Annotated in this window: 15 protein-coding genes and 1 pseudogene; 14 read left to right on the forward strand and 2 right to left on the reverse strand. The window is 54.0% G+C overall.

Annotated features, from left to right (window positions below; translation table 11 throughout):
* Window positions 1-131: 131 nt before the first annotated feature.
* The gene (csrD, locus tag ABLU78_RS13450) at window positions 132-2,072 is read right to left on the reverse strand and encodes an RNase E specificity factor CsrD (RefSeq protein WP_015369461.1); all 1,941 of its coding nucleotides are present in this window, start codon (window positions 2,070-2,072) and stop codon (window positions 132-134) included.
* 214 nt (window positions 2,073-2,286) lie between these two features.
* On the opposite strand from csrD, the gene ABLU78_RS13455 reads away from it, so the two are divergent.
* From ABLU78_RS13455 to fis, 11 genes and pseudogenes are all read left to right on the forward strand, one after another.
* Entirely contained in the window at window positions 2,287-3,261 is a 975-nt protein-coding gene (locus ABLU78_RS13455; protein WP_045389654.1) for an MDR family oxidoreductase, read from the forward strand.
* Between the two features lie 77 nt (window positions 3,262-3,338).
* Entirely contained in the window at window positions 3,339-4,340 is a 1,002-nt protein-coding gene (gene msrP / locus ABLU78_RS13460) for a protein-methionine-sulfoxide reductase catalytic subunit MsrP (RefSeq protein WP_015369459.1), read from the forward strand.
* Window positions 4,340-4,939 carry a protein-methionine-sulfoxide reductase heme-binding subunit MsrQ gene (gene msrQ / locus ABLU78_RS13465; RefSeq protein ID WP_045389651.1) on the forward strand — a complete coding sequence of 200 codons (600 nt, stop codon included), beginning with the start codon at window positions 4,340-4,342 and terminating at the stop codon, window positions 4,937-4,939. The genes msrP and msrQ overlap by 1 nt, the downstream gene beginning before the upstream one ends.
* Window positions 4,940-5,172: 233 nt before the next feature.
* Window positions 5,173-5,625 (forward strand): type II 3-dehydroquinate dehydratase, encoded by a 453-nt coding sequence (gene aroQ, locus ABLU78_RS13470; RefSeq protein WP_015369457.1) that lies wholly within the window; start codon window positions 5,173-5,175, stop codon window positions 5,623-5,625.
* A gap of 22 nt (window positions 5,626-5,647) precedes the next feature.
* Window positions 5,648-6,109, forward strand: a complete 462-nt coding sequence (gene accB, locus ABLU78_RS13475; RefSeq protein WP_015369456.1) for an acetyl-CoA carboxylase biotin carboxyl carrier protein — start codon at window positions 5,648-5,650, stop codon at window positions 6,107-6,109.
* A gap of 10 nt (window positions 6,110-6,119) precedes the next feature.
* Complete coding sequence (accC, locus tag ABLU78_RS13480) at window positions 6,120-7,469, forward strand: acetyl-CoA carboxylase biotin carboxylase subunit (protein ID WP_015369455.1); 1,350 nt, start codon at window positions 6,120-6,122, stop codon at window positions 7,467-7,469.
* 110 nt (window positions 7,470-7,579) lie between these two features.
* Window positions 7,580-7,822 (forward strand): DUF997 family protein, encoded by a 243-nt coding sequence (locus ABLU78_RS13485; RefSeq protein WP_015369454.1) that lies wholly within the window; start codon window positions 7,580-7,582, stop codon window positions 7,820-7,822.
* Entirely contained in the window at window positions 7,812-9,263 is a 1,452-nt protein-coding gene (gene panF / locus ABLU78_RS13490; RefSeq protein WP_015369453.1) for a sodium/pantothenate symporter, read from the forward strand. The genes ABLU78_RS13485 and panF overlap by 11 nt, the downstream gene beginning before the upstream one ends.
* 11 nt (window positions 9,264-9,274) lie before the next feature.
* A complete protein-coding gene (gene prmA, locus ABLU78_RS13495) occupies window positions 9,275-10,156 on the forward strand; it encodes a 50S ribosomal protein L11 methyltransferase (RefSeq protein ID WP_015703628.1) in 882 nt (293 codons plus the stop codon).
* 357 nt (window positions 10,157-10,513) lie between these two features.
* Window positions 10,514-11,522 (forward strand): annotated as a pseudogene (dusB, locus tag ABLU78_RS13500) (tRNA dihydrouridine synthase DusB).
* The gene (fis, locus tag ABLU78_RS13505; RefSeq protein ID WP_000462905.1) at window positions 11,504-11,800 is read left to right on the forward strand and encodes a DNA-binding transcriptional regulator Fis; all 297 of its coding nucleotides are present in this window, start codon (window positions 11,504-11,506) and stop codon (window positions 11,798-11,800) included. The pseudogene dusB and the gene fis overlap by 19 nt, the downstream one beginning before the upstream one ends.
* Before the next feature lie 83 nt (window positions 11,801-11,883).
* On the opposite strand, the gene envR is transcribed toward fis, so the two are convergent.
* The gene (gene envR, locus ABLU78_RS13510; protein ID WP_032709256.1) at window positions 11,884-12,540 is read right to left on the reverse strand and encodes an acrEF/envCD operon transcriptional regulator; all 657 of its coding nucleotides are present in this window, start codon (window positions 12,538-12,540) and stop codon (window positions 11,884-11,886) included.
* A gap of 356 nt (window positions 12,541-12,896) precedes the next feature.
* Here envR and ABLU78_RS13515 point away from each other — a divergent pair, with 356 nt between their 5' ends.
* From ABLU78_RS13515 to ABLU78_RS13525, 3 genes are all read left to right on the forward strand, one after another.
* Window positions 12,897-14,036: an efflux RND transporter periplasmic adaptor subunit gene (locus tag ABLU78_RS13515; RefSeq protein ID WP_048229565.1), complete on the forward strand. Its 1,140-nt coding sequence runs from the start codon at window positions 12,897-12,899 to the stop codon at window positions 14,034-14,036.
* Window positions 14,037-14,049: 13 nt separating this feature from the next.
* On the forward strand, window positions 14,050-17,160 hold the full coding sequence (locus ABLU78_RS13520; protein WP_015369448.1) for an efflux RND transporter permease subunit: 3,111 nt from the start codon (window positions 14,050-14,052) through the stop codon (window positions 17,158-17,160).
* Between the two features lie 276 nt (window positions 17,161-17,436).
* On the forward strand, window positions 17,437-17,658 hold the full coding sequence (locus tag ABLU78_RS13525) for a hypothetical protein (RefSeq protein WP_015369447.1): 222 nt from the start codon (window positions 17,437-17,439) through the stop codon (window positions 17,656-17,658).
* Window positions 17,659-18,099 lie beyond the last annotated feature (441 nt).

An 18,099-nucleotide genomic window follows, 5' to 3' on the forward strand; every position in this document is an offset into this window, starting at 1 on the left:
TGCGCTCCGTGCTCTGTTTGTACCTGTCAAAGGTCAGTCTTGCGTAAGTTGCGACATTCCGGCGGGTAGACAAGCACACCCCCTTTACTATGGCGCGCGTTATTCTACGTGAAATCACGCCAAACGGCAGATCAAACCGAGTATCTTTGCGAATATTTTTTCACATTTGTGTCAAGTGGCTGTGAGGCGGCAAAAAATTCCCCCTGACCGCCGGTCACGCCGCATTGCGACAGCACCTGCCACTCGCTGCGACTGCGTACTCCCGTCGCAAAAACCTGTACCGGCATCCCTTTACAGGCTTCCACCAGACTTTGAACCAGTAACTGGTTCTCGCTGCGTTTTTCAATATTGCGCGATAGCCCTTGATGCAGCTTGATCACTTCTACGTCCAGCTGCTTGATCCAACTGGTGCCAACCAGCGTCAACCCGGCCTGAACCACGGCGACGCGAATGCCCAGCGCGTTTATCAACCGCATAACGGGGTGTAAACGGCCGATATATTGACAAACATCCGCCTCTGCAAGTTCAAAAATAATCCGCCGACGTTGTGATTTTTCGCACTGCATCATGGTATCGCGCAGCCAGCGCTGGAAACGCGGGCGAATCAGCGACTCCACGGTCACCTGCAGGGCCAGCGTTTGATCAGGCCAATAACTTAATAACGGCAGCAAACGCGTAATCTGTAGGCGATCGTACTCTTCCGCTAAGCCAAACTGCTGCACCATTGGCATATACTCGGCGGCAATCACCTCTTCTTTACCGTCATAGATGCGGCACATGAGCTCGCGATGATGTACCCGCCCATCGCGCATGACCGCCGGTTTCTGATATAAGCGCGGGCCGCCGCGGCTGAGCATCTGCTCGATAAGCGTTCGCCAGCGCACGTTACCGCGCCCCTTCTCCGGCAGCGAATCATCGTAAACCGCCCAGCTATTACTCCCCTGCAGCACGGCGTTGCGGGTGGCGGCTTCGGCGTGTTCCATCACCTGAGAGGTGGACTGGCCGCTGCGGAAGGCGCAGATGCCGATATGCATCGTGTCGTCTTTATCCAGCACCCGCGTTGACGGCAGCGCATCCATCGCCTTCAGTAACTGCCCGGCGATACTATCGGCCTCTTTAAGAGTGCGATGCGGCAATAAGACGGCGAAATCGCTACGGTGATAGCGCGCCAGTAGCGAGCCGGGATAACGCATAATAAAAGTAGACAGCAGATTAATTAGCGTGAAGTAATGCTCTTCCGCCGCCGCCCGTCCCCAGTTGTCGCGCAGCAGATCAAACTCCGGCAGGCGAATCATCATCACGATACCGTGCGCCCCCACTTTTTCCTGATCGTCCAGCAGCGTCGCCAGTTGATTATCAAAGAACAGGCGGTTGTTAAGGCCGGTTTTGGAATCCTGGGCGGCGTAGGAGCGAATCAGGGTATCCATGCGGCTGCGCTGATCGCTGGCGAACTGCAGCTCCGAGAGCAGCATATCCAGCGCGCTGCTGGTACTGGCCGGCCATTCATGAACCGAACCGCGCACCTGCGGCCCGCGCTCGCCGCTGAGAATGCGTCGCGCGCGCAGCTCCAGTAGTTCTTGCCCCGCCAGCTGGCGGCGGATCCAGCGAATCGAAAAGAAGATAATCAGCACCATGAAGCCGATGGCGAAGGAGAGCGGCGCGGTGACGTGAAGCGAGCGGAAGTAATTGACCATCGGGTCCATGTAGACCAGACGAATCGAGATTCCGGGATGTTTGAGCGAGGGGACCGTCATTTCACGATACTGATTGTTACTGCCCAGCGGACGGTAACTATCACCGCGGGTATGGCTGTAAAGCGATTTGCCGTTGAGCAGAAAATCAATATGTTCGACTTCTACCGGCGTGAGCAGCTCGTCCATTTGCGGTTCGAGCTTCTCAAAAGAGGTGGTCACCAGGCGGCTATCCAGCATCGTCGCCACCGCCTGTACGCGATTCTCAACCTTAATCTGAATGCCGTTGTAAAAGCTCAGCGACGCGCCGATCAGCGTGACAAAAATCGTCAGGCTGGTGAGCAGCGTAACAAATGCTGAGAATTTCGTCGTTAATCGCATCCCTGTGTTAACTCCGCGTGTGAATAACTACCCGATGGGCATTCGGGCCCCTTTTGAGACTTTTTCTTAAGTAAGTACTAACTTTCTGAAGCGACGCATACTACCAAAGCTGGCGTATCTGGCAATTTATTGCGTTACATCCACGTAATAATGCCGTTAGCGAGTATAGTCTGCAGAATAATTTTTCCAATCTTCAAACCGCGAGGAACCACATATGCAGGCATTAATTTTAGAACAGCAGGATGGCAAAACCCTTTCCTCGGTGCAAAACATCGATGCCAACCTGTTGCCGCCAGGCGATGTGACTGTCGATATTCACTGGTCGAGCCTCAATTATAAAGATGCGTTGGCCATTACCGGCAAAGGAAAAATTATCCGCAACTTTCCGATGATTCCTGGTATCGATTTTGCCGGTATCGTCCACGCCAGCGAAGATCCGCGTTTTCACGTTGGCCAGCAGGTATTACTCACCGGTTGGGGCGTGGGAGAAAATCACTGGGGCGGCCTGGCCGAGCGCGCCCGCGTCAAAGGCGAATGGCTGGTGGCCATGCCTGAAGGTCTCGACGGACGCAAAGCGATGGCGATCGGTACCGCAGGTTTTACCGCCATGCTATGCGTGATGGCGTTGGAAGACGCCGGCGTGCGTCCGCAGGATGGCGAGATCGTCGTAACAGGCGCCAGCGGCGGCGTCGGCAGCACGGCAGTCGCTCTGCTGCATCATCTGGGTTATCAGGTGGCGGCGGTTTCCGGGCGCGAAAGCACCCATGACTATCTGAAAAGCCTCGGCGCGCAGCGTATTTTGGGCCGCGACGAGTTCGCTGAGAGCCGTCCGCTGGAAAAACAAATCTGGGCGGGCGCTATCGATACCGTCGGCGATAAAGTGCTGGCTAAAGTACTGGCGCAGATGAACTACGGCGGCTGCGTCGCGGCCTGCGGCCTGGCGGGCGGTTTCGCGCTGCCGACCACCGTGATGCCGTTTATCCTGCGCAACGTACGCCTGCAGGGCGTCGATTCGGTAATGACCCCACCTGCGCGCCGCGCAGAAGCCTGGCGCCGGCTGGTGCGCGATCTGCCCGAGTCTTTTTACGCGCAAAGCGCGACCGAAATCACCCTGGCCGATGCCCCGGCCTTCGCCGACAAAATCATGAACAACCAGATCCAGGGACGTACGCTGGTCAAAATCGGCTAATCTGCAATTTTTCGTGACATATTCGCGATCGCGCTGCGCCTCCGTCATGCTTAGGAAAAAGTATGACGGAGGACGCCATGAAAACCAGAAAACTGACGGAAGCCGACGTAACGGCGGAATCGGTATTTAACCTGCAGCGCCGCCAGGTGCTGAAAATGCTCGGTATCGGCGCGACGGCGATGTCGCTCTCAACGAAGGCCCATGCCGACCTGCTCGATTGGTTTAAAGGCCACGATCGCCCGCCGGCGCCTGCCGGAAAGGCGCTGACCTTTGATAAACCCGCAGCATGGCAAAGTAAGCTCGCCCTCACCCCGGAAGATAAAGTCGCCGGCTACAACAACTTTTATGAATTCGGCCTCGATAAAGCCGATCCGGCCGCTAACGCAGGCAGCCTGCGCACTGACCCCTGGACGCTTACCATCGGCGGCGAAGTCGCCAAACCCCTAACGCTCGATCACGACGATCTGACCCGTCGTTTCCCGCTGGAAGAGCGTATTTATCGGATGCGCTGCGTGGAGGCGTGGTCGATGGTCGTGCCGTGGGTCGGCTTCCCGCTGCATAAACTGCTCGCGCTGGTGGAGCCCACCAGCAACGCCCGCTACGTCGCTTTCAAAACGCTGTATGCGCCAGAACAAATGCCTGGACAAAAAGATCGCTTCATCGGCGGCGGCCTGGCCTATCCCTATGTCGAAGGGTTGCGCCTTGATGAAGCGATGCACCCGCTCACGCTGATGAGCGTTGGCGTCTATGGGAAAGCGTTGCCGCCGCAAAACGGCGCCCCCATCCGCCTGACCGTGCCGTGGAAGTACGGCTTTAAAGGGATTAAATCTATCGTGAGCATCGAATTAACCCGCGAGCGGCCGCCGACCACCTGGAATCTGGCGGCGCCGGATGAATACGGTTTCTATGCCAATGTGAACCCGCACGTCGATCATCCGCGCTGGTCGCAGGCCAGTGAGCGGTTTATCGGCGCCGGCGGCGTACTCGACGTAAAACGCCAGCCAACGTTGCTGTTTAATGGCTATGCCGAGGAAGTCGCCTCGCTGTATCGCGGGCTTAACTTACGGGAGAATTTCTAGTGCGTCTGAGCGTTCAACAGATAGGTTGGCTGAAAGTTGCGCTGCATTTAGCCGGTTTTTTACCGCTGGTCTGGCTGTTCTGGGCCGGACATCAGGGCTATTTCAGCGCCGATCCGGCAAAGGATATCCAGCATTTTACCGGACGGATGGCGCTGAAGTTTTTGCTCGCCACCTTGCTTATTACGCCGCTGGCGCGCTACGCTAAACAGCCATTATTGATACGCACCCGCCGGTTATTAGGGTTATGGTGCTTTGCCTGGGCCACGTTGCACCTCACCAGCTATACGCTGCTGGAGCTCGGCATTAACAATCTGGCGCTACTCGGTTCCGAGATAATCAACCGTCCGTATCTCACGCTTGGTTTAATCAGTTGGCTGGTTTTACTGGCGCTGGCGGCGACGTCAACCCAGTACATGCAACGAAAATTAGGCCGTCGTTGGCAAACATTGCACAACTTCGTCTATCTGGTGGCGATCCTCGCCCCTACACATTATCTGTGGTCGGTGAAGATTATATCGCCGCAGCCGCTGATTTATGCCGGGCTGGCAACGGTACTTTTAGCCAGCCGCTACAAGAAGTTTCGCCAGTGGTGGCGCTAATCTCCGGATATGTGCAGTTCCCCGCATAACGTTTATCAACCGCGACTCTTTTTACGATAGCGGTTGATAATCTTCCCTGATAAGACCAGTATTTAGCTGCCAATTGCTACGAAATCGTTATAATGTGCGACTTTGGTTTTCCTGAAGGGGTTTTCGAACCCTGAAAAGGTGACAAGCGCGTATCGAAGGTATATTTTGTCTTTTACCCGAGGTTAGCAGGAGATAGCTGCACAATGGCTGACAAGTTTCGCATTTTGCTTTTGAACGGACCAAACCTTAATATGCTCGGCAGCCGTGAACCCGAGAAGTATGGTTCGCTAACGCTGGCAGAAATTGTTAACCGTTTAACCGCAGAAGCGGAAGCGCTAAACGTGACGCTCGACCACCTGCAATCCAATGCGGAGTTCGCGCTCATCGACCGAATTCATCAGGCTAAAGACTCTGTGGACTATATCCTGATCAATCCGGCCGCGTTTACGCATACCAGCGTGGCCATCCGCGACGCGCTGCTTGCCGTGAGTATCCCGTTTATCGAGATCCACCTGAGCAACGTGCATGCGCGCGAGCCGTTCCGTCACCACTCGTATCTGTCTGATGTCGCCTCGGGCGTGATCTGCGGATTAGGTGCGGACGGCTATTCATACGCTTTACAGACGGCGGTAAAACGCCTGTCACAAACACACTAAACAAAGAGTACGGAACCCACTCATGGATATTCGTAAGATTAAAAAACTGATCGAGCTGGTTGAAGAATCAGGCATCTCCGAACTGGAAATTTCTGAAGGCGAAGAGTCTGTACGCATCAGCCGTGCAGCGCCGGCTGCTAGCTATCCGGTAATGCAGCAAGCCTATGCTGCGCCAATCGCCCAGCCTCAGGCGCCAGCCGCCGCAGCGCCGGCAGCAGCACCTGCCGCTGAAGCGAAAGCGGAAATCAGTGGTCACATCGTACGTTCCCCGATGGTCGGTACTTTCTACCGCACCCCGAGCCCGGACGCGAAAGCCTTTGTGGAAGTCGGTCAGAAAGTTAACGTGGGCGACACCCTGTGCATCGTAGAAGCGATGAAAATGATGAACCAGATCGAAGCCGACAAAGCCGGCGTGGTTAAAGCCATTCTGATCGAAAGCGGCCAACCTGTAGAATTCGACGAGCCGCTGGTTGTCATCGAGTAACGAGGCGAACATGCTGGATAAAATTGTCATCGCTAACCGTGGCGAGATCGCACTGCGCATCCTGCGTGCCTGTAAAGAACTGGGCATCAAGACCGTTGCTGTGCACTCCACCGCGGATCGCGATTTAAAACACGTATTATTAGCGGATGAGACGGTCTGCATCGGCCCGGCTCCGTCCGTAAAAAGCTATCTGAACATCCCGGCTATCATCAGCGCGGCGGAAATCACCGGCGCGGTAGCGATTCACCCGGGTTACGGTTTCCTTTCCGAGAACGCTAACTTTGCCGAGCAGGTTGAGCGCTCCGGTTTCATCTTCATCGGCCCGAAAGCCGACACTATCCGCCTGATGGGCGACAAAGTGTCCGCCATCACCGCAATGAAGAAAGCTGGCGTTCCGACCGTTCCAGGTTCTGATGGCCCGCTGGGCGACGACATGGACGCTAACCGCGCGCATGCCAAACGCATCGGCTACCCGGTTATCATCAAAGCCTCCGGCGGCGGCGGCGGTCGCGGCATGCGCGTCGTGCGCAGCGACGCTGAACTGGCGCAATCCATCTCCATGACCAAAGCGGAAGCGAAAGCGGCTTTCAACAACGACATGGTCTATATGGAGAAGTACCTGGAAAATCCTCGTCACATCGAGATTCAGGTGCTGGCGGACGGCCAGGGCAACGCTATCTATCTGGCGGAACGCGACTGCTCCATGCAGCGTCGTCACCAGAAAGTCGTCGAAGAAGCGCCGGCGCCAGGCATTACCCCGGAACTGCGTCGCTACATCGGCGAACGTTGCGCGAAAGCCTGTGTGGATATCGGCTATCGCGGAGCGGGTACCTTTGAGTTCCTGTTTGAAAACGGCGAGTTCTACTTCATTGAGATGAACACCCGTATTCAGGTAGAACATCCGGTTACCGAAATGATCACCGGCGTTGACCTGATCAAAGAACAGCTGCGCATCGCGGCGGGTCAGCCGCTGTCTATCAAGCAAGAAGAAGTGCAGGTTCGCGGTCATGCGGTGGAATGCCGTATCAACGCTGAAGACCCGAATACCTTCCTGCCGAGCCCGGGTAAAATTACCCGCTTCCACGCGCCGGGCGGTTTTGGCGTGCGCTGGGAGTCTCATATCTACGCCGGTTACACCGTACCGCCGTACTATGACTCAATGATCGGTAAACTGATCTGCTACGGCGAAAGCCGTGATGTGGCGATTGCCCGCATGAAGAACGCGCTGCAGGAATTGATCATCGATGGCATCAAAACCAACGTTGAGCTGCAGATGCGCATTATGAGCGACGAGAACTTCCAGCATGGTGGCACCAATATCCACTATCTGGAGAAAAAACTCGGACTGCAGGAAAAATAATCCTGTACTCGCTGCAAAAGGCCGGATAATCCGGCCTTTTTTCTTTTTCTCTCCCCTCGACTTTTCCATGCGGTACAATCCCCGCTTTCTTCATCCTCAAGGGACAAAAAATGGACAAAAGATTTGTTCAGGCCCATAAAGAAGCGCGCTGGGCGCTGTGGCTGACCCTTCTCTATCTTGCCGCCTGGCTGGCTGCGGCGTATCTACCTGGCGTCGGTATCGGCTTTACCGGCCTGCCGCACTGGTTCGAACTGGCCTGCCTGCTGGTGCCGCTGCTGTTCGTCCTGCTGTGCTGGGCGATGGTGCGCTTTATCTTCCGCGATATCTCTCTGGAGGATAACGATGCAGCTTGAGATTATCGTGGTGCTGATCGCTTATCTGTTTGTCGTTTTCGGGCTGTCTCTTTACGCGATGCGTAAACGCAGTACCGGGAACTTTCTGAGCGAGTATTTCCTCGGCAGCCGATCGATGGGCGGCTTTGTATTAGCCATGACCCTCACCGCCACCTATATTAGCGCCAGCTCGTTTATCGGCGGCCCTGGCGCCGCCTACAAATATGGGCTGGGCTGGGTTCTGCTGGCGATGATCCAGGTACCGACGATCTGGCTCTCTCTCGGGATCCTCGGCAAGAAGTTCGCGATCCTGGCGCGCCGCTACAATGCCATTACCCTTAACGATATGCTGCAGGCGCGCTACCAAAGCCGCGCGGTAGTATGGATTGCCAGCGTCAGCTTGCTGGTGGCCTTTGTTGGGGCCATCGCGGTGCAGTTTATCGGCGGCGCGCGCCTGCTGGAAACCGCCGCCGGGATCAAGTACGAAACAGGACTATTGATATTTGGTATCACAATTGCGCTCTACACCGCTTTTGGCGGTTTCCGCGCCAGCGTACTCAACGATACCATGCAAGGGATGGTGATGTTGATCGGAACGATCGTCCTGCTGGTTGGTGTAGTGCATGCAGCCGGCGGCCTGCATCAGGCGGTAGAAACACTGCAGCAAATCGACCCGCAGCTGGTGTCGCCCCACGGCGCCGATGATATCCTCACGCCAACCTTTATGACCTCGTTCTGGGTGCTGGTCTGTTTCGGCGTCATCGGCTTGCCGCATACCGCCGTACGCTGTATCTCCTATAAAGACAGCAAGGCCGTACACCGCGGGATCGTTATTGGCACCATCGTCGTGGCGATTCTGATGTTCGGTATGCATCTCGCCGGCGCTCTTGGCCGCGCCGTCCTGCCGGGCCTCACCGTGCCCGATCAGGTGATCCCGACGTTGATGGTTCAGGTGCTGCCGCCGTGGGCCGCAGGGCTGTTTTTAGCGGCGCCGATGGCCGCGATTATGTCTAACGTTAACGCCCATTTACTGCAGGCATCGGCTACGATCATTAAAGATCTGTGGCTCAGCGCTCAGCCGACGAAAAAGCGTAACGAGCAGAAGCTGAAGCGGATCTCAACGATCGCCACCTTAGTGCTCGGCATACTTATGATGCTGGCCGCCTGGCGGCCGCCGGAAATGATTATCTGGCTTAATCTGCTGGCCTTTGGCGGCCTGGAAGCCGTGTTCTTATGGCCGCTGGTATTGGGCCTTTACTGGGAGCGGGCAAACGCTGCCGGCGCGCTCAGCGCGATGTTAGTGGGCGGCATACTGTATGCCGTGCTCGCGACGTTTAACATTCAGTACCTGGGCTTCCACCCTATCGTGCCCTCGCTGCTGCTAAGTTTGTTGGCTTTTGTCGTCGGGAACCGCTTCGGTCAACCCGTACCACCAGCCCCTATTATGACTACTGATAAATAAAGAGTTTTGCCATGCCTTGGATCCAACTAAAACTGAATACGACCGGCGCTCACGCGGAAGAACTGAGCGACGCGCTGATGGAGGCCGGCGCGGTCTCGATTACCTTCCAGGACACCCACGACACGCCGGTGTTCGAACCGCTGCCGGGTGAAACCCGTTTGTGGGGCGATACCGACGTTATCGGTCTGTTCGACGCAGAAAGCGACATGAACGAAGCGGTTGCTATCCTTGAGCAGCATCCGCTGCTCGGCGCCGGCTTCGCGCATAAAATTGAACAACTGGAAGATAAAGACTGGGAACGCGAGTGGATGGATAACTTCCACCCGATGCGTTTCGGCGAACGCCTGTGGATTTGCCCGAGCTGGCGCGATGTTCCTGATGAGAATGCAGTCAATGTGATGCTTGATCCAGGACTGGCCTTTGGTACCGGCACTCACCCAACGACCGCGATGTGTCTGCAATGGCTCGACGGCCTTGACCTGCAGGGCAAAACGGTTATCGATTTTGGCTGCGGTTCCGGCATCCTGGCGATCGCCGCGCTGAAGCTGGGCGCCGCCAAAGCTATCGGTATTGATATCGATCCGCAGGCCATTCAGGCCAGCCGTGATAACGCCCAGCGTAACGGCGTCTCCGAACGCCTTGAACTGTATTTGCCGCAGGATCAGCCAGAAGCCATGAAAGCCGATGTGGTGGTCGCAAACATCCTGGCAGGCCCGTTGCGTGAGCTGGCCCCTTTAATCAGCGTCCTGCCGGTTACAGGCGGCCTGCTTGGCCTTTCCGGAATCCTGGCAAGCCAGGCGGAAAGCGTCTGCGAAGCCTACGCCCCGCTCTTCACCCTCGACCCGGTGGTGGAGAAAGAGGAGTGGTGCCGAATTACCGGACAGAAGAACTAAGTAAGCTGCGGCCTACGGGCCGCATTTTTGTTTCCAGTAACCGCCGAATATTGCCAGGAAATGAGAGCCGGATCGCATTACGATGCCCTTTTTTGGCTACAAAAACAGCGTTTTATCCCGTCTCGTATCGCCTTCGTCTCAGAAAAATCGAGAAGTTTTGTGATTTTATAATTGGACACAAATTATCCCATTGCTAATAACACAATGATTAATATGATAATTTATTCATGGCTATTACGTTACTCCTGGATTCATTGATCTGTAACAGAGGATTGGTCAAAGTTTGGCCTTTCATCTCGCGCAAAAAATGCGTAATATACGCCGCCTTGCAGTCACAGTATGGTCATTTCTTAACTCATGCGCATCGGACACCACCAGCTCAGAAATCGCCTGATCGCAGCACCTATGGCTGGCATCACTGACAGACCATTCAGGACGCTGTGTTACGAGATGGGAGCAGGTTTAACCGTCTCCGAGATGATGTCCTCCAACCCGCAGGTATGGGAGAGCGACAAGTCCCGGTTACGGATGGTGCACATTGATGAGCCCGGTATTCGTACCGTGCAAATCGCCGGTAGCGTACCGGAAGAGATGGCCGCAGCCGCCCGTATTAACGTGGAAAGCGGCGCCCAGATTATTGATATCAATATGGGGTGCCCGGCTAAAAAGGTGAATCGTAAGCTTGCTGGTTCAGCCCTCTTGCAGTATCCCGATCAGGTGAAGTCAATCCTGACCGCGGTCGTCAAGGCAGTGGACGTTCCGGTGACTCTCAAGATTCGCACCGGTTGGGAACCGGAACACCGTAACTGTGTAGAGATTGCCCAACTGGCTGAAGAATGTGGCATTCAGGCTCTGACTATTCACGGACGCACTCGCGCCTGCTTGTTTAACGGAGAAGCTGAATACGACAGTATTCGGGCAGTTAAGCAGAAAGTTTCCATTCCGATTATCGCGAATGGCGACATTACTGACCCGCTTAAAGCCAGAGCCGTGCTCGACTACACGGGGGCTGACGCTCTCATGATAGGCCGTGCGGCTCAGGGAAGACCCTGGATCTTTCGGGAAATCCAGCATTATCTGGACACTGGGGAGTTGCTGCCCCCCCTGCCGTTGGCAGAGGTTAAGCGCTTGCTTTGCGCGCACGTTCGGGAACTGCATGACTTTTACGGTCAGGCAAAAGGGTACCGAATCGCGCGTAAACACGTCTCCTGGTATCTCCAGGAGCATGCTCCAAATGACCAGTTTCGGCGCACATTCAACGCCATTGAGGATGCCAGCGAACAGCTGGAGGCGTTGGAGGCATACTTCGAAAATTTTGCGTAATAGAAATAAAGAGCTGACAGAACTATGTTCGAACAACGCGTAAATTCTGACGTACTGACCGTTTCTACCGTTAACTCTCAGGATCAGGTAACTCAAAAGCCCCTGCGTGACTCGGTTAAACAGGCACTGAAGAACTATTTTGCTCAACTGAATGGTCAGGATGTTAATGATCTGTATGAGCTGGTATTGGCTGAAGTTGAACAGCCACTGTTGGACATGGTGATGCAATACACCCGTGGTAACCAGACCCGCGCTGCCCTGATGATGGGTATCAACCGCGGTACTCTGCGTAAGAAACTGAAAAAATACGGCATGAACTGATATTAATCAGTAAATTGCTGAATTAAAAAGGCGCTCTTCGGCATGGGGAAGCGCCTTTTTTTATACCTGATTTTTATACTGAACTACTGCCCCACGGCAGCCATTGACCACACGCTATGGTCAGGTTGTTGCAGCGATAACGCCGACATAATATTGTCTACCAGCACGGGCGCCTGCTGATAGAGATTGAATTGTTCAGGATCCATTAACCAGTTTTTGATAATTCCTGTAAAAGCGCCGTGTAATATTATCAACGTAATTTCGATATTTGTTTCCGCCGGCAATAATCTATTTCTTACGCAACACTGCAGGACGTCACGGATTATGGCGTAATTGAAGCCAATTCGTTTGCGGATTTCGCTTTCCGGCAGCATGTCACTGGTAAACTCGCATTTATGATAAAGAATTTGTAGCAGTGCCTGCTGTCGGGAATTCTCAGCGATATATTGTAATCCGGTAATAAATTTTTTACGTAACCCTGTTAACGGATTTTGGTTATCCAGCTCCCACTGTTGATGGGGCAGTAGCTCTCTGAGCGGCGGCTGCTGCTGCCACATCTCATTAAATAACTCCGCCTTGCTGGAAAAATGCCAGTACACCGCTCCACGCGTGACGCCCGCGGCGTCAGCGATATCGGTCAGCGTGGTATTGGTAACGCCGCGCTGCGCGAACTGCTGAATGGCGGACTCAATCAGGAGTTGACGCGTTCTTAAGGCGTCCTCTTTGGTTTTTCTGGCCATAACCTTTTCCCACTCGCTACCTAACGGTGAATACAGAATTGACTGATACACCAGCCAATTTAGCATTCCATAAAAAATATTATTTAGCAAAAATGCAGATACTGACATTTAATTACACGAGAATTTAATACATGCGATAAATATAAAATAAGAATACATTCACAAAATAAATATTAAAGGAAGAGGAGCTAAATCAATCGCCTGTTTTTTGTTTTTGCGTGCCTTGTTCATTGCCCAAAAATAACTATTCCTTACATCCACCGGTGTTTATTTGTAGGATAACGAACCGCTTTAAAATTCATTATTTCTTCGCAGATTCGCCGCCCTATCCGGCCCGTAATCTATAAGGAACAGCAATGACGAGTCATGCCAGAGTATCTCTTTTATCCAGCCTAATTATCTCCGCCTTGTTGCTTACCGGTTGCGATAATTCAGGCGACCAGCAGGCACAACCTCAGGCGCCGCAGGTTAGCGTACATGTAGTACACAGTGAACCGCTTTCCGTCACCACTGAGCTCCCAGGGAGAACATCGGCCTTCCGTGTCGCTGAAGTTCGCCCTCAGGTCAGCGGTATTATCCTGAAACGCAACTTTGTCGAGGGCAGCGATATCAAGGCCGGTGAATCGCTCTATCAAATCGACCCCGCTACTTACCAGGCGGCCTGGAACAGCGCCAAAGGCGACGAGGCAAAAGCCGAAGCCGCAGCGGCTATCGCCCATCTGACGGTGAAACGTTATGTTCCTCTGCTTGGAACTCAGTACATCAGTCAGCAGGAATACGATCAGGCCGTCGCTACCGCGCGTCAGGCCGATGCCGATGTCGTGGCGGCTAAGGCCGCGGTCGAAAACGCCCGTATCAATCTGGCTTACACCAAGGTGACCTCGCCCATCGACGGGCGGATTGGTAAATCCAGCGTAACCGAAGGCGCACTGGTGACCAACGGCCAGGCGGACGCCATGGCGACGGTGCAGCAACTCGATCCGATCTATGTCGACGTAACCGAATCCAGCAACGATTTTATGCGCCTGAAACAGGAAAGCCTGCAGCGCGGTGATGACAGTAAAAGCGTGCAGCTGATTATGGAAAATGGCCAACCCTATTCCCTGAAGGGATCGCTGCAATTTTCTGACGTGACCGTCGATGAAAGCACCGGATCCATTACGCTGCGCGCGGTATTCCCTAATCCGCAACACACTCTTCTGCCGGGCATGTTTGTCCGCGCCCGTATCGATGAAGGCGTCAATCCGCAGGCGATTCTGGTACCGCAGCAGGGGGTTACCCGCACGCCGCGCGGCGATGCCACTGTGTTAATCGTTAATGCGCAGAACCAGGTGGAAAACCGAGAAGTCACCGCCGCCCAGGCGATAGGCGATAAATGGTTAATCACCAGCGGCCTGCAAAACGGCGACAAAGTCATCGTTAGTGGGTTACAGAAGGTTCGCCCAGGCGTCACCGTGAAGGCGACGGAAGATACCGCTGCCTCCGCCGCACAATAAGGTATGAATCGCTATGTCTAAGTTCTTCATTCATCGACCGGTGTTTGCATGGGTGCTGGCGATCATCATGATGATTGCCGGCGGCCTCGCCATCATGCAGCTTCCTATCGCGCAATATCCCACGATTGCGCCGCCCGCGGTAGCCATCTCGGCAACCTACCCGGGTGCAGATGCGCAAACCGTGCAGGACACCGTCACCCAGGTTATCGAACAGAACATGAATGGTATCGATAATCTGATGTACATGTCCTCTACCAGTGATTCATCCGGTAGCGTGACCATCACGCTCACTTTTCAATCCGGCACCGATCCGGATATCGCCCAGGTGCAGGTGCAGAACAAACTGCAACTGGCGACGCCGCTGCTGCCACAGGAAGTACAGCAGCAAGGTATTAGCGTTGAGAAATCCAGTAGCAGCTTCCTGCTGGTTGCCGGATTTATTTCTGATAATCAAAGCACTACCCAGGATGATATTTCCGACTACGTTGCCTCCAACATCAAAGACCCTATCAGCCGCCTTAACGGCGTGGGCGATGTACAGTTGTTCGGTGCGCAATATGCCATGCGTATCTGGCTCGACGGCAACCTGCTGAATAAATATAACCTCACGCCGGTTGATGTTATCAACCAGCTGAAAGTGCAAAACGATCAGATCGCCGCCGGACAGCTTGGCGGTACACCATCGGTTAAAGGTCAACAGCTTAATGCCTCGATCATTGCTCAGACTCGCCTGAAAGATCCTGAGGAATTCGGTAAAGTCACGCTGCGGGTTAACGCCGATGGTTCCGTGGTTCGCCTGAAGGATGTCGCGCGCATTGAACTGGGCGGCGAGAACTATAACGTTGTCGCGCGCATTAATGGCAAACCCGCCTCTGGTTTGGGGATCAAGCTGGCGACCGGCGCCAATGCGTTAGATACCGCTACGGCGATTAAAGCGAAACTTGCCGAGCTGCAGCCCTTCTTCCCGCAAGGGATGAAAGTTGTTTATCCCTACGACACCACGCCGTTCGTTAAAATCTCCATTCACGAAGTGGTCAAAACGCTGTTTGAAGCCATTATCCTCGTCTTCCTCGTGATGTATCTGTTCCTGCAGAACATTCGCGCAACGCTTATCCCGACGATCGCTGTGCCGGTCGTCTTGCTGGGTACTTTTGCGGTGCTGGCGATGTTCGGCTACTCCATCAACACGCTAACCATGTTTGGCATGGTGCTGGCGATAGGGCTACTGGTCGACGATGCCATCGTGGTGGTAGAGAACGTTGAGCGCGTCATGGTCGAGGACAAGCTTTCCCCCGTTGAAGCCACAGAGAAATCAATGGAGCAGATTCAGGGGGCGCTGGTTGGTATCGCCATGGTGCTCTCGGCGGTATTCGTCCCGATGGCCTTCTTTGGCGGCTCGACCGGGGCGATTTATCGTCAGTTCTCCATCACTATCGTTTCCGCGATGGCGCTGTCTGTACTGGTCGCGCTGGTACTGACCCCGGCGCTATGCGCAACCATGTTAAAGCCAGCATCCGCAGACCATCATGGCAAAAAGGGGTTCTTCGGCTGGTTTAATGCCAGGTTCGACCAAAGCGTTAACCACTACACCAACAGCGTAAGCGGGATCCTGCGCGGCACCGGGCGCTACCTGGTTATCTATCTGCTGATCGTTATCGGCATGGCAATGCTGTTTGTCCGCTTGCCTACATCCTTCCTGCCTGATGAAGACCAGGGCGTGTTCCTGACCATGGTTCAGTTACCTGCTGGCGCTACGCAAGAGCGTACGCAAAAGGTGCTCGACTCCGTCAGCGACTACTATCTACAGAAAGAGAAAGCTAATGTTGAGAGCGTGTTCACTGTTAACGGCTTTAGCTTCAGCGGACAAGGACAAAACTCCGGTATGGCGTTTGTCAGTTTGAAACCATGGGAAGAGCGCAGCGGTTCGGAAAACGGCGTTGAAGCCATTATTAAGCGTGCCACCGCCGCATTTAGCCAGATTAAAGATGCAATGGTCTTCCCGTTCAACATGCCGGCCATCATCGAGTTAGGTACCGCGACCGGTTTCGACTTTGAGCTGATTGACCAGGGTGGCTTAGGACACACACAGCTAACTCAGGCACGAAACCAGCTTCTGGGGATGGTAAAACAGCATCCGGAACAGCTGGTACGCGTTCGCCCTAATGGCCTTGAAGATACACCGCAGTTTAAACTCGACGTCGATCAAGAGAAAGCGCAGGCGCTGGGCGTCTCGTTATCCGACATTAACGAAACGATATCAGCTGCGCTGGGCGGCTATTATGTGAATGACTTTATTGACCGCGGCCGCGTGAAGAAAGTCTATGTTCAGGCCGATGCCAGTTTCCGTATGCTACCCGGTGATATCAATAACATGTATGTCCGCAGCTCTAACGGTGAAATGGTGCCGTTCTCGGCATTTGTTACTTCACGTTGGGTATATGGTTCTCCGCGTCTCGAACGTTACAACGGCCTGCCTTCGATGGAAATCCTCGGCGAAGCGGCTCCGGGTAAGAGTACCGGGGAAGCCATGGCCTTGATGGAGCAACTGGCCAGTAAACTGCCTGCAGGTATCGGTTATGACTGGACGGGCTTGTCTTATCAGGAACGTTTATCAGGTAACCAGGCGCCAGCGCTATATGCTATTTCGCTGATAGTCGTCTTCCTCTGTCTGGCAGCACTCTATGAAAGCTGGTCTATTCCATTCTCCGTTATGCTGGTTGTGCCATTAGGAGTTATCGGCGCATTATTAGCAGCCTCAGTTAGAGGATTGAATAATGACGTTTATTTCCAGGTTGGCCTGTTAACAACTATTGGTTTATCTGCGAAGAACGCCATTCTTATTGTTGAGTTCGCCAAAGACCTTATGGATAAAGAAGGCAAAGGTATTATCGAGGCGACCCTGGAAGCATCCCGTATGCGTCTGCGCCCTATATTAATGACTTCATTAGCCTTTATTCTCGGGGTCATGCCGTTAGTAATTAGCCATGGCGCTGGTAGCGGCGCGCAAAACGCTGTCGGTACCGGCGTGATGGGCGGTATGCTTACCGCAACGCTGCTGGCCATCTTCTTCGTACCGGTGTTCTTTGTGGTTGTAAGGCGTCGCTTTACCCGCCACGCAGAATAATCGACTATCATTATCAAGGCGCCACGCGGCGCCTTTTTTTATATCTATCAGAACAATAAGTTAGTAGAAATATTAATTCCCATCCCCGCCTGACGCATTGAAATATCCCTTTCTACATATTTTCTTCATTATTTCTCATTTCTCTTCACGATATTTACTCTGCTCATAATTTGAGATTATTTCCCCTTCCGGGCCTGGGTCATTGCGGTGGTAAAATAAGCTATTCCGTTATGTGTTGACATCGTTGACTGCAAACGGTTATTTAGAGGTAATACCATGAAAAAATTAATATTAGTGACATTGTTAGCAACGTTGCTTGCTGGCTGTGCCCATGATTCCCCGTGCGTGCCGGTCTATGACTCGCAGGGCCGACTGGTGCATACCAATACCTGTGTAAAAGGCACAACTCAGGATAACTGGGAAACCGCTGGCGCAATCGCCGGTGGGGCCGCAGCGGTTGCCGGTCTCACGTTAGGAATCGTGGCGCTTACGCGTTAGTGATACCTCTCCACAAACGCGTAAGCCGGGATGCGTTCCCTTTGGCTTAGCCGCCAGAAAGACAAAAGGCCCAGTCTCACGACTGGGCCTTTCATTTATATTGATATGGTCATTTTCCCGGGGGCGGCGCGATGCGCCTTTCCCGGGCTACGGGTCTGTAGCCCCGGTAAGCGCAGCGCCACCAGGGAAGATGGCGGCGCGCCTGACCGCAAAACACAAAAACAAAAGGCCCAGTCTTTCGACTGAGCCTTTCGTTTTATTTGATGCCTGGCAATGATGGCGGGCGTCCTGCCCGCCACCCTCCGGGCCGTTGCTGCGCAACGTTCAAATCCGCTCCCGGCGGATTTGTCCCTACTCCGGAGAGCGCTCACCGACAAACAACAGATAAAACAAAAGGCCCAGTCTTTCGACTGAGCCTTTCGTTTTATTTGATGCCTGGCA

The sequence above is a fragment of the Klebsiella sp. JN_Kp122 genome, from assembly GCF_040062085.1.
Taxonomy (GTDB): Bacteria; Pseudomonadota; Gammaproteobacteria; order Enterobacterales; family Enterobacteriaceae; genus Klebsiella; species Klebsiella aerogenes.

Coding starts and splice junctions, on each gene's coding strand:
- csrD (WP_015369461.1), bottom strand. CDS start 2,072: ATGCGATTAACGACGAAATTCTCAGCATTTGTTACGCTGCTCACCAGC.
- ABLU78_RS13455 (WP_045389654.1), top strand. CDS start 2,287: ATGCAGGCATTAATTTTAGAACAGCAGGATGGCAAAACCCTTTCCTCG.
- msrP (WP_015369459.1), top strand. CDS start 3,339: ATGAAAACCAGAAAACTGACGGAAGCCGACGTAACGGCGGAATCGGTA.
- aroQ (WP_015369457.1), top strand. CDS start 5,173: ATGGCTGACAAGTTTCGCATTTTGCTTTTGAACGGACCAAACCTTAAT.
- accB (WP_015369456.1), top strand. CDS start 5,648: ATGGATATTCGTAAGATTAAAAAACTGATCGAGCTGGTTGAAGAATCA.
- accC (WP_015369455.1), top strand. CDS start 6,120: ATGCTGGATAAAATTGTCATCGCTAACCGTGGCGAGATCGCACTGCGC.
- ABLU78_RS13485 (WP_015369454.1), top strand. CDS start 7,580: ATGGACAAAAGATTTGTTCAGGCCCATAAAGAAGCGCGCTGGGCGCTG.
- panF (WP_015369453.1), top strand. CDS start 7,812: ATGCAGCTTGAGATTATCGTGGTGCTGATCGCTTATCTGTTTGTCGTT.
- prmA (WP_015703628.1), top strand. CDS start 9,275: ATGCCTTGGATCCAACTAAAACTGAATACGACCGGCGCTCACGCGGAA.
- fis (WP_000462905.1), top strand. CDS start 11,504: ATGTTCGAACAACGCGTAAATTCTGACGTACTGACCGTTTCTACCGTT.
- envR (WP_032709256.1), bottom strand. CDS start 12,540: ATGGCCAGAAAAACCAAAGAGGACGCCTTAAGAACGCGTCAACTCCTG.
- ABLU78_RS13515 (WP_048229565.1), top strand. CDS start 12,897: ATGACGAGTCATGCCAGAGTATCTCTTTTATCCAGCCTAATTATCTCC.
- ABLU78_RS13520 (WP_015369448.1), top strand. CDS start 14,050: ATGTCTAAGTTCTTCATTCATCGACCGGTGTTTGCATGGGTGCTGGCG.
- ABLU78_RS13525 (WP_015369447.1), top strand. CDS start 17,437: ATGAAAAAATTAATATTAGTGACATTGTTAGCAACGTTGCTTGCTGGC.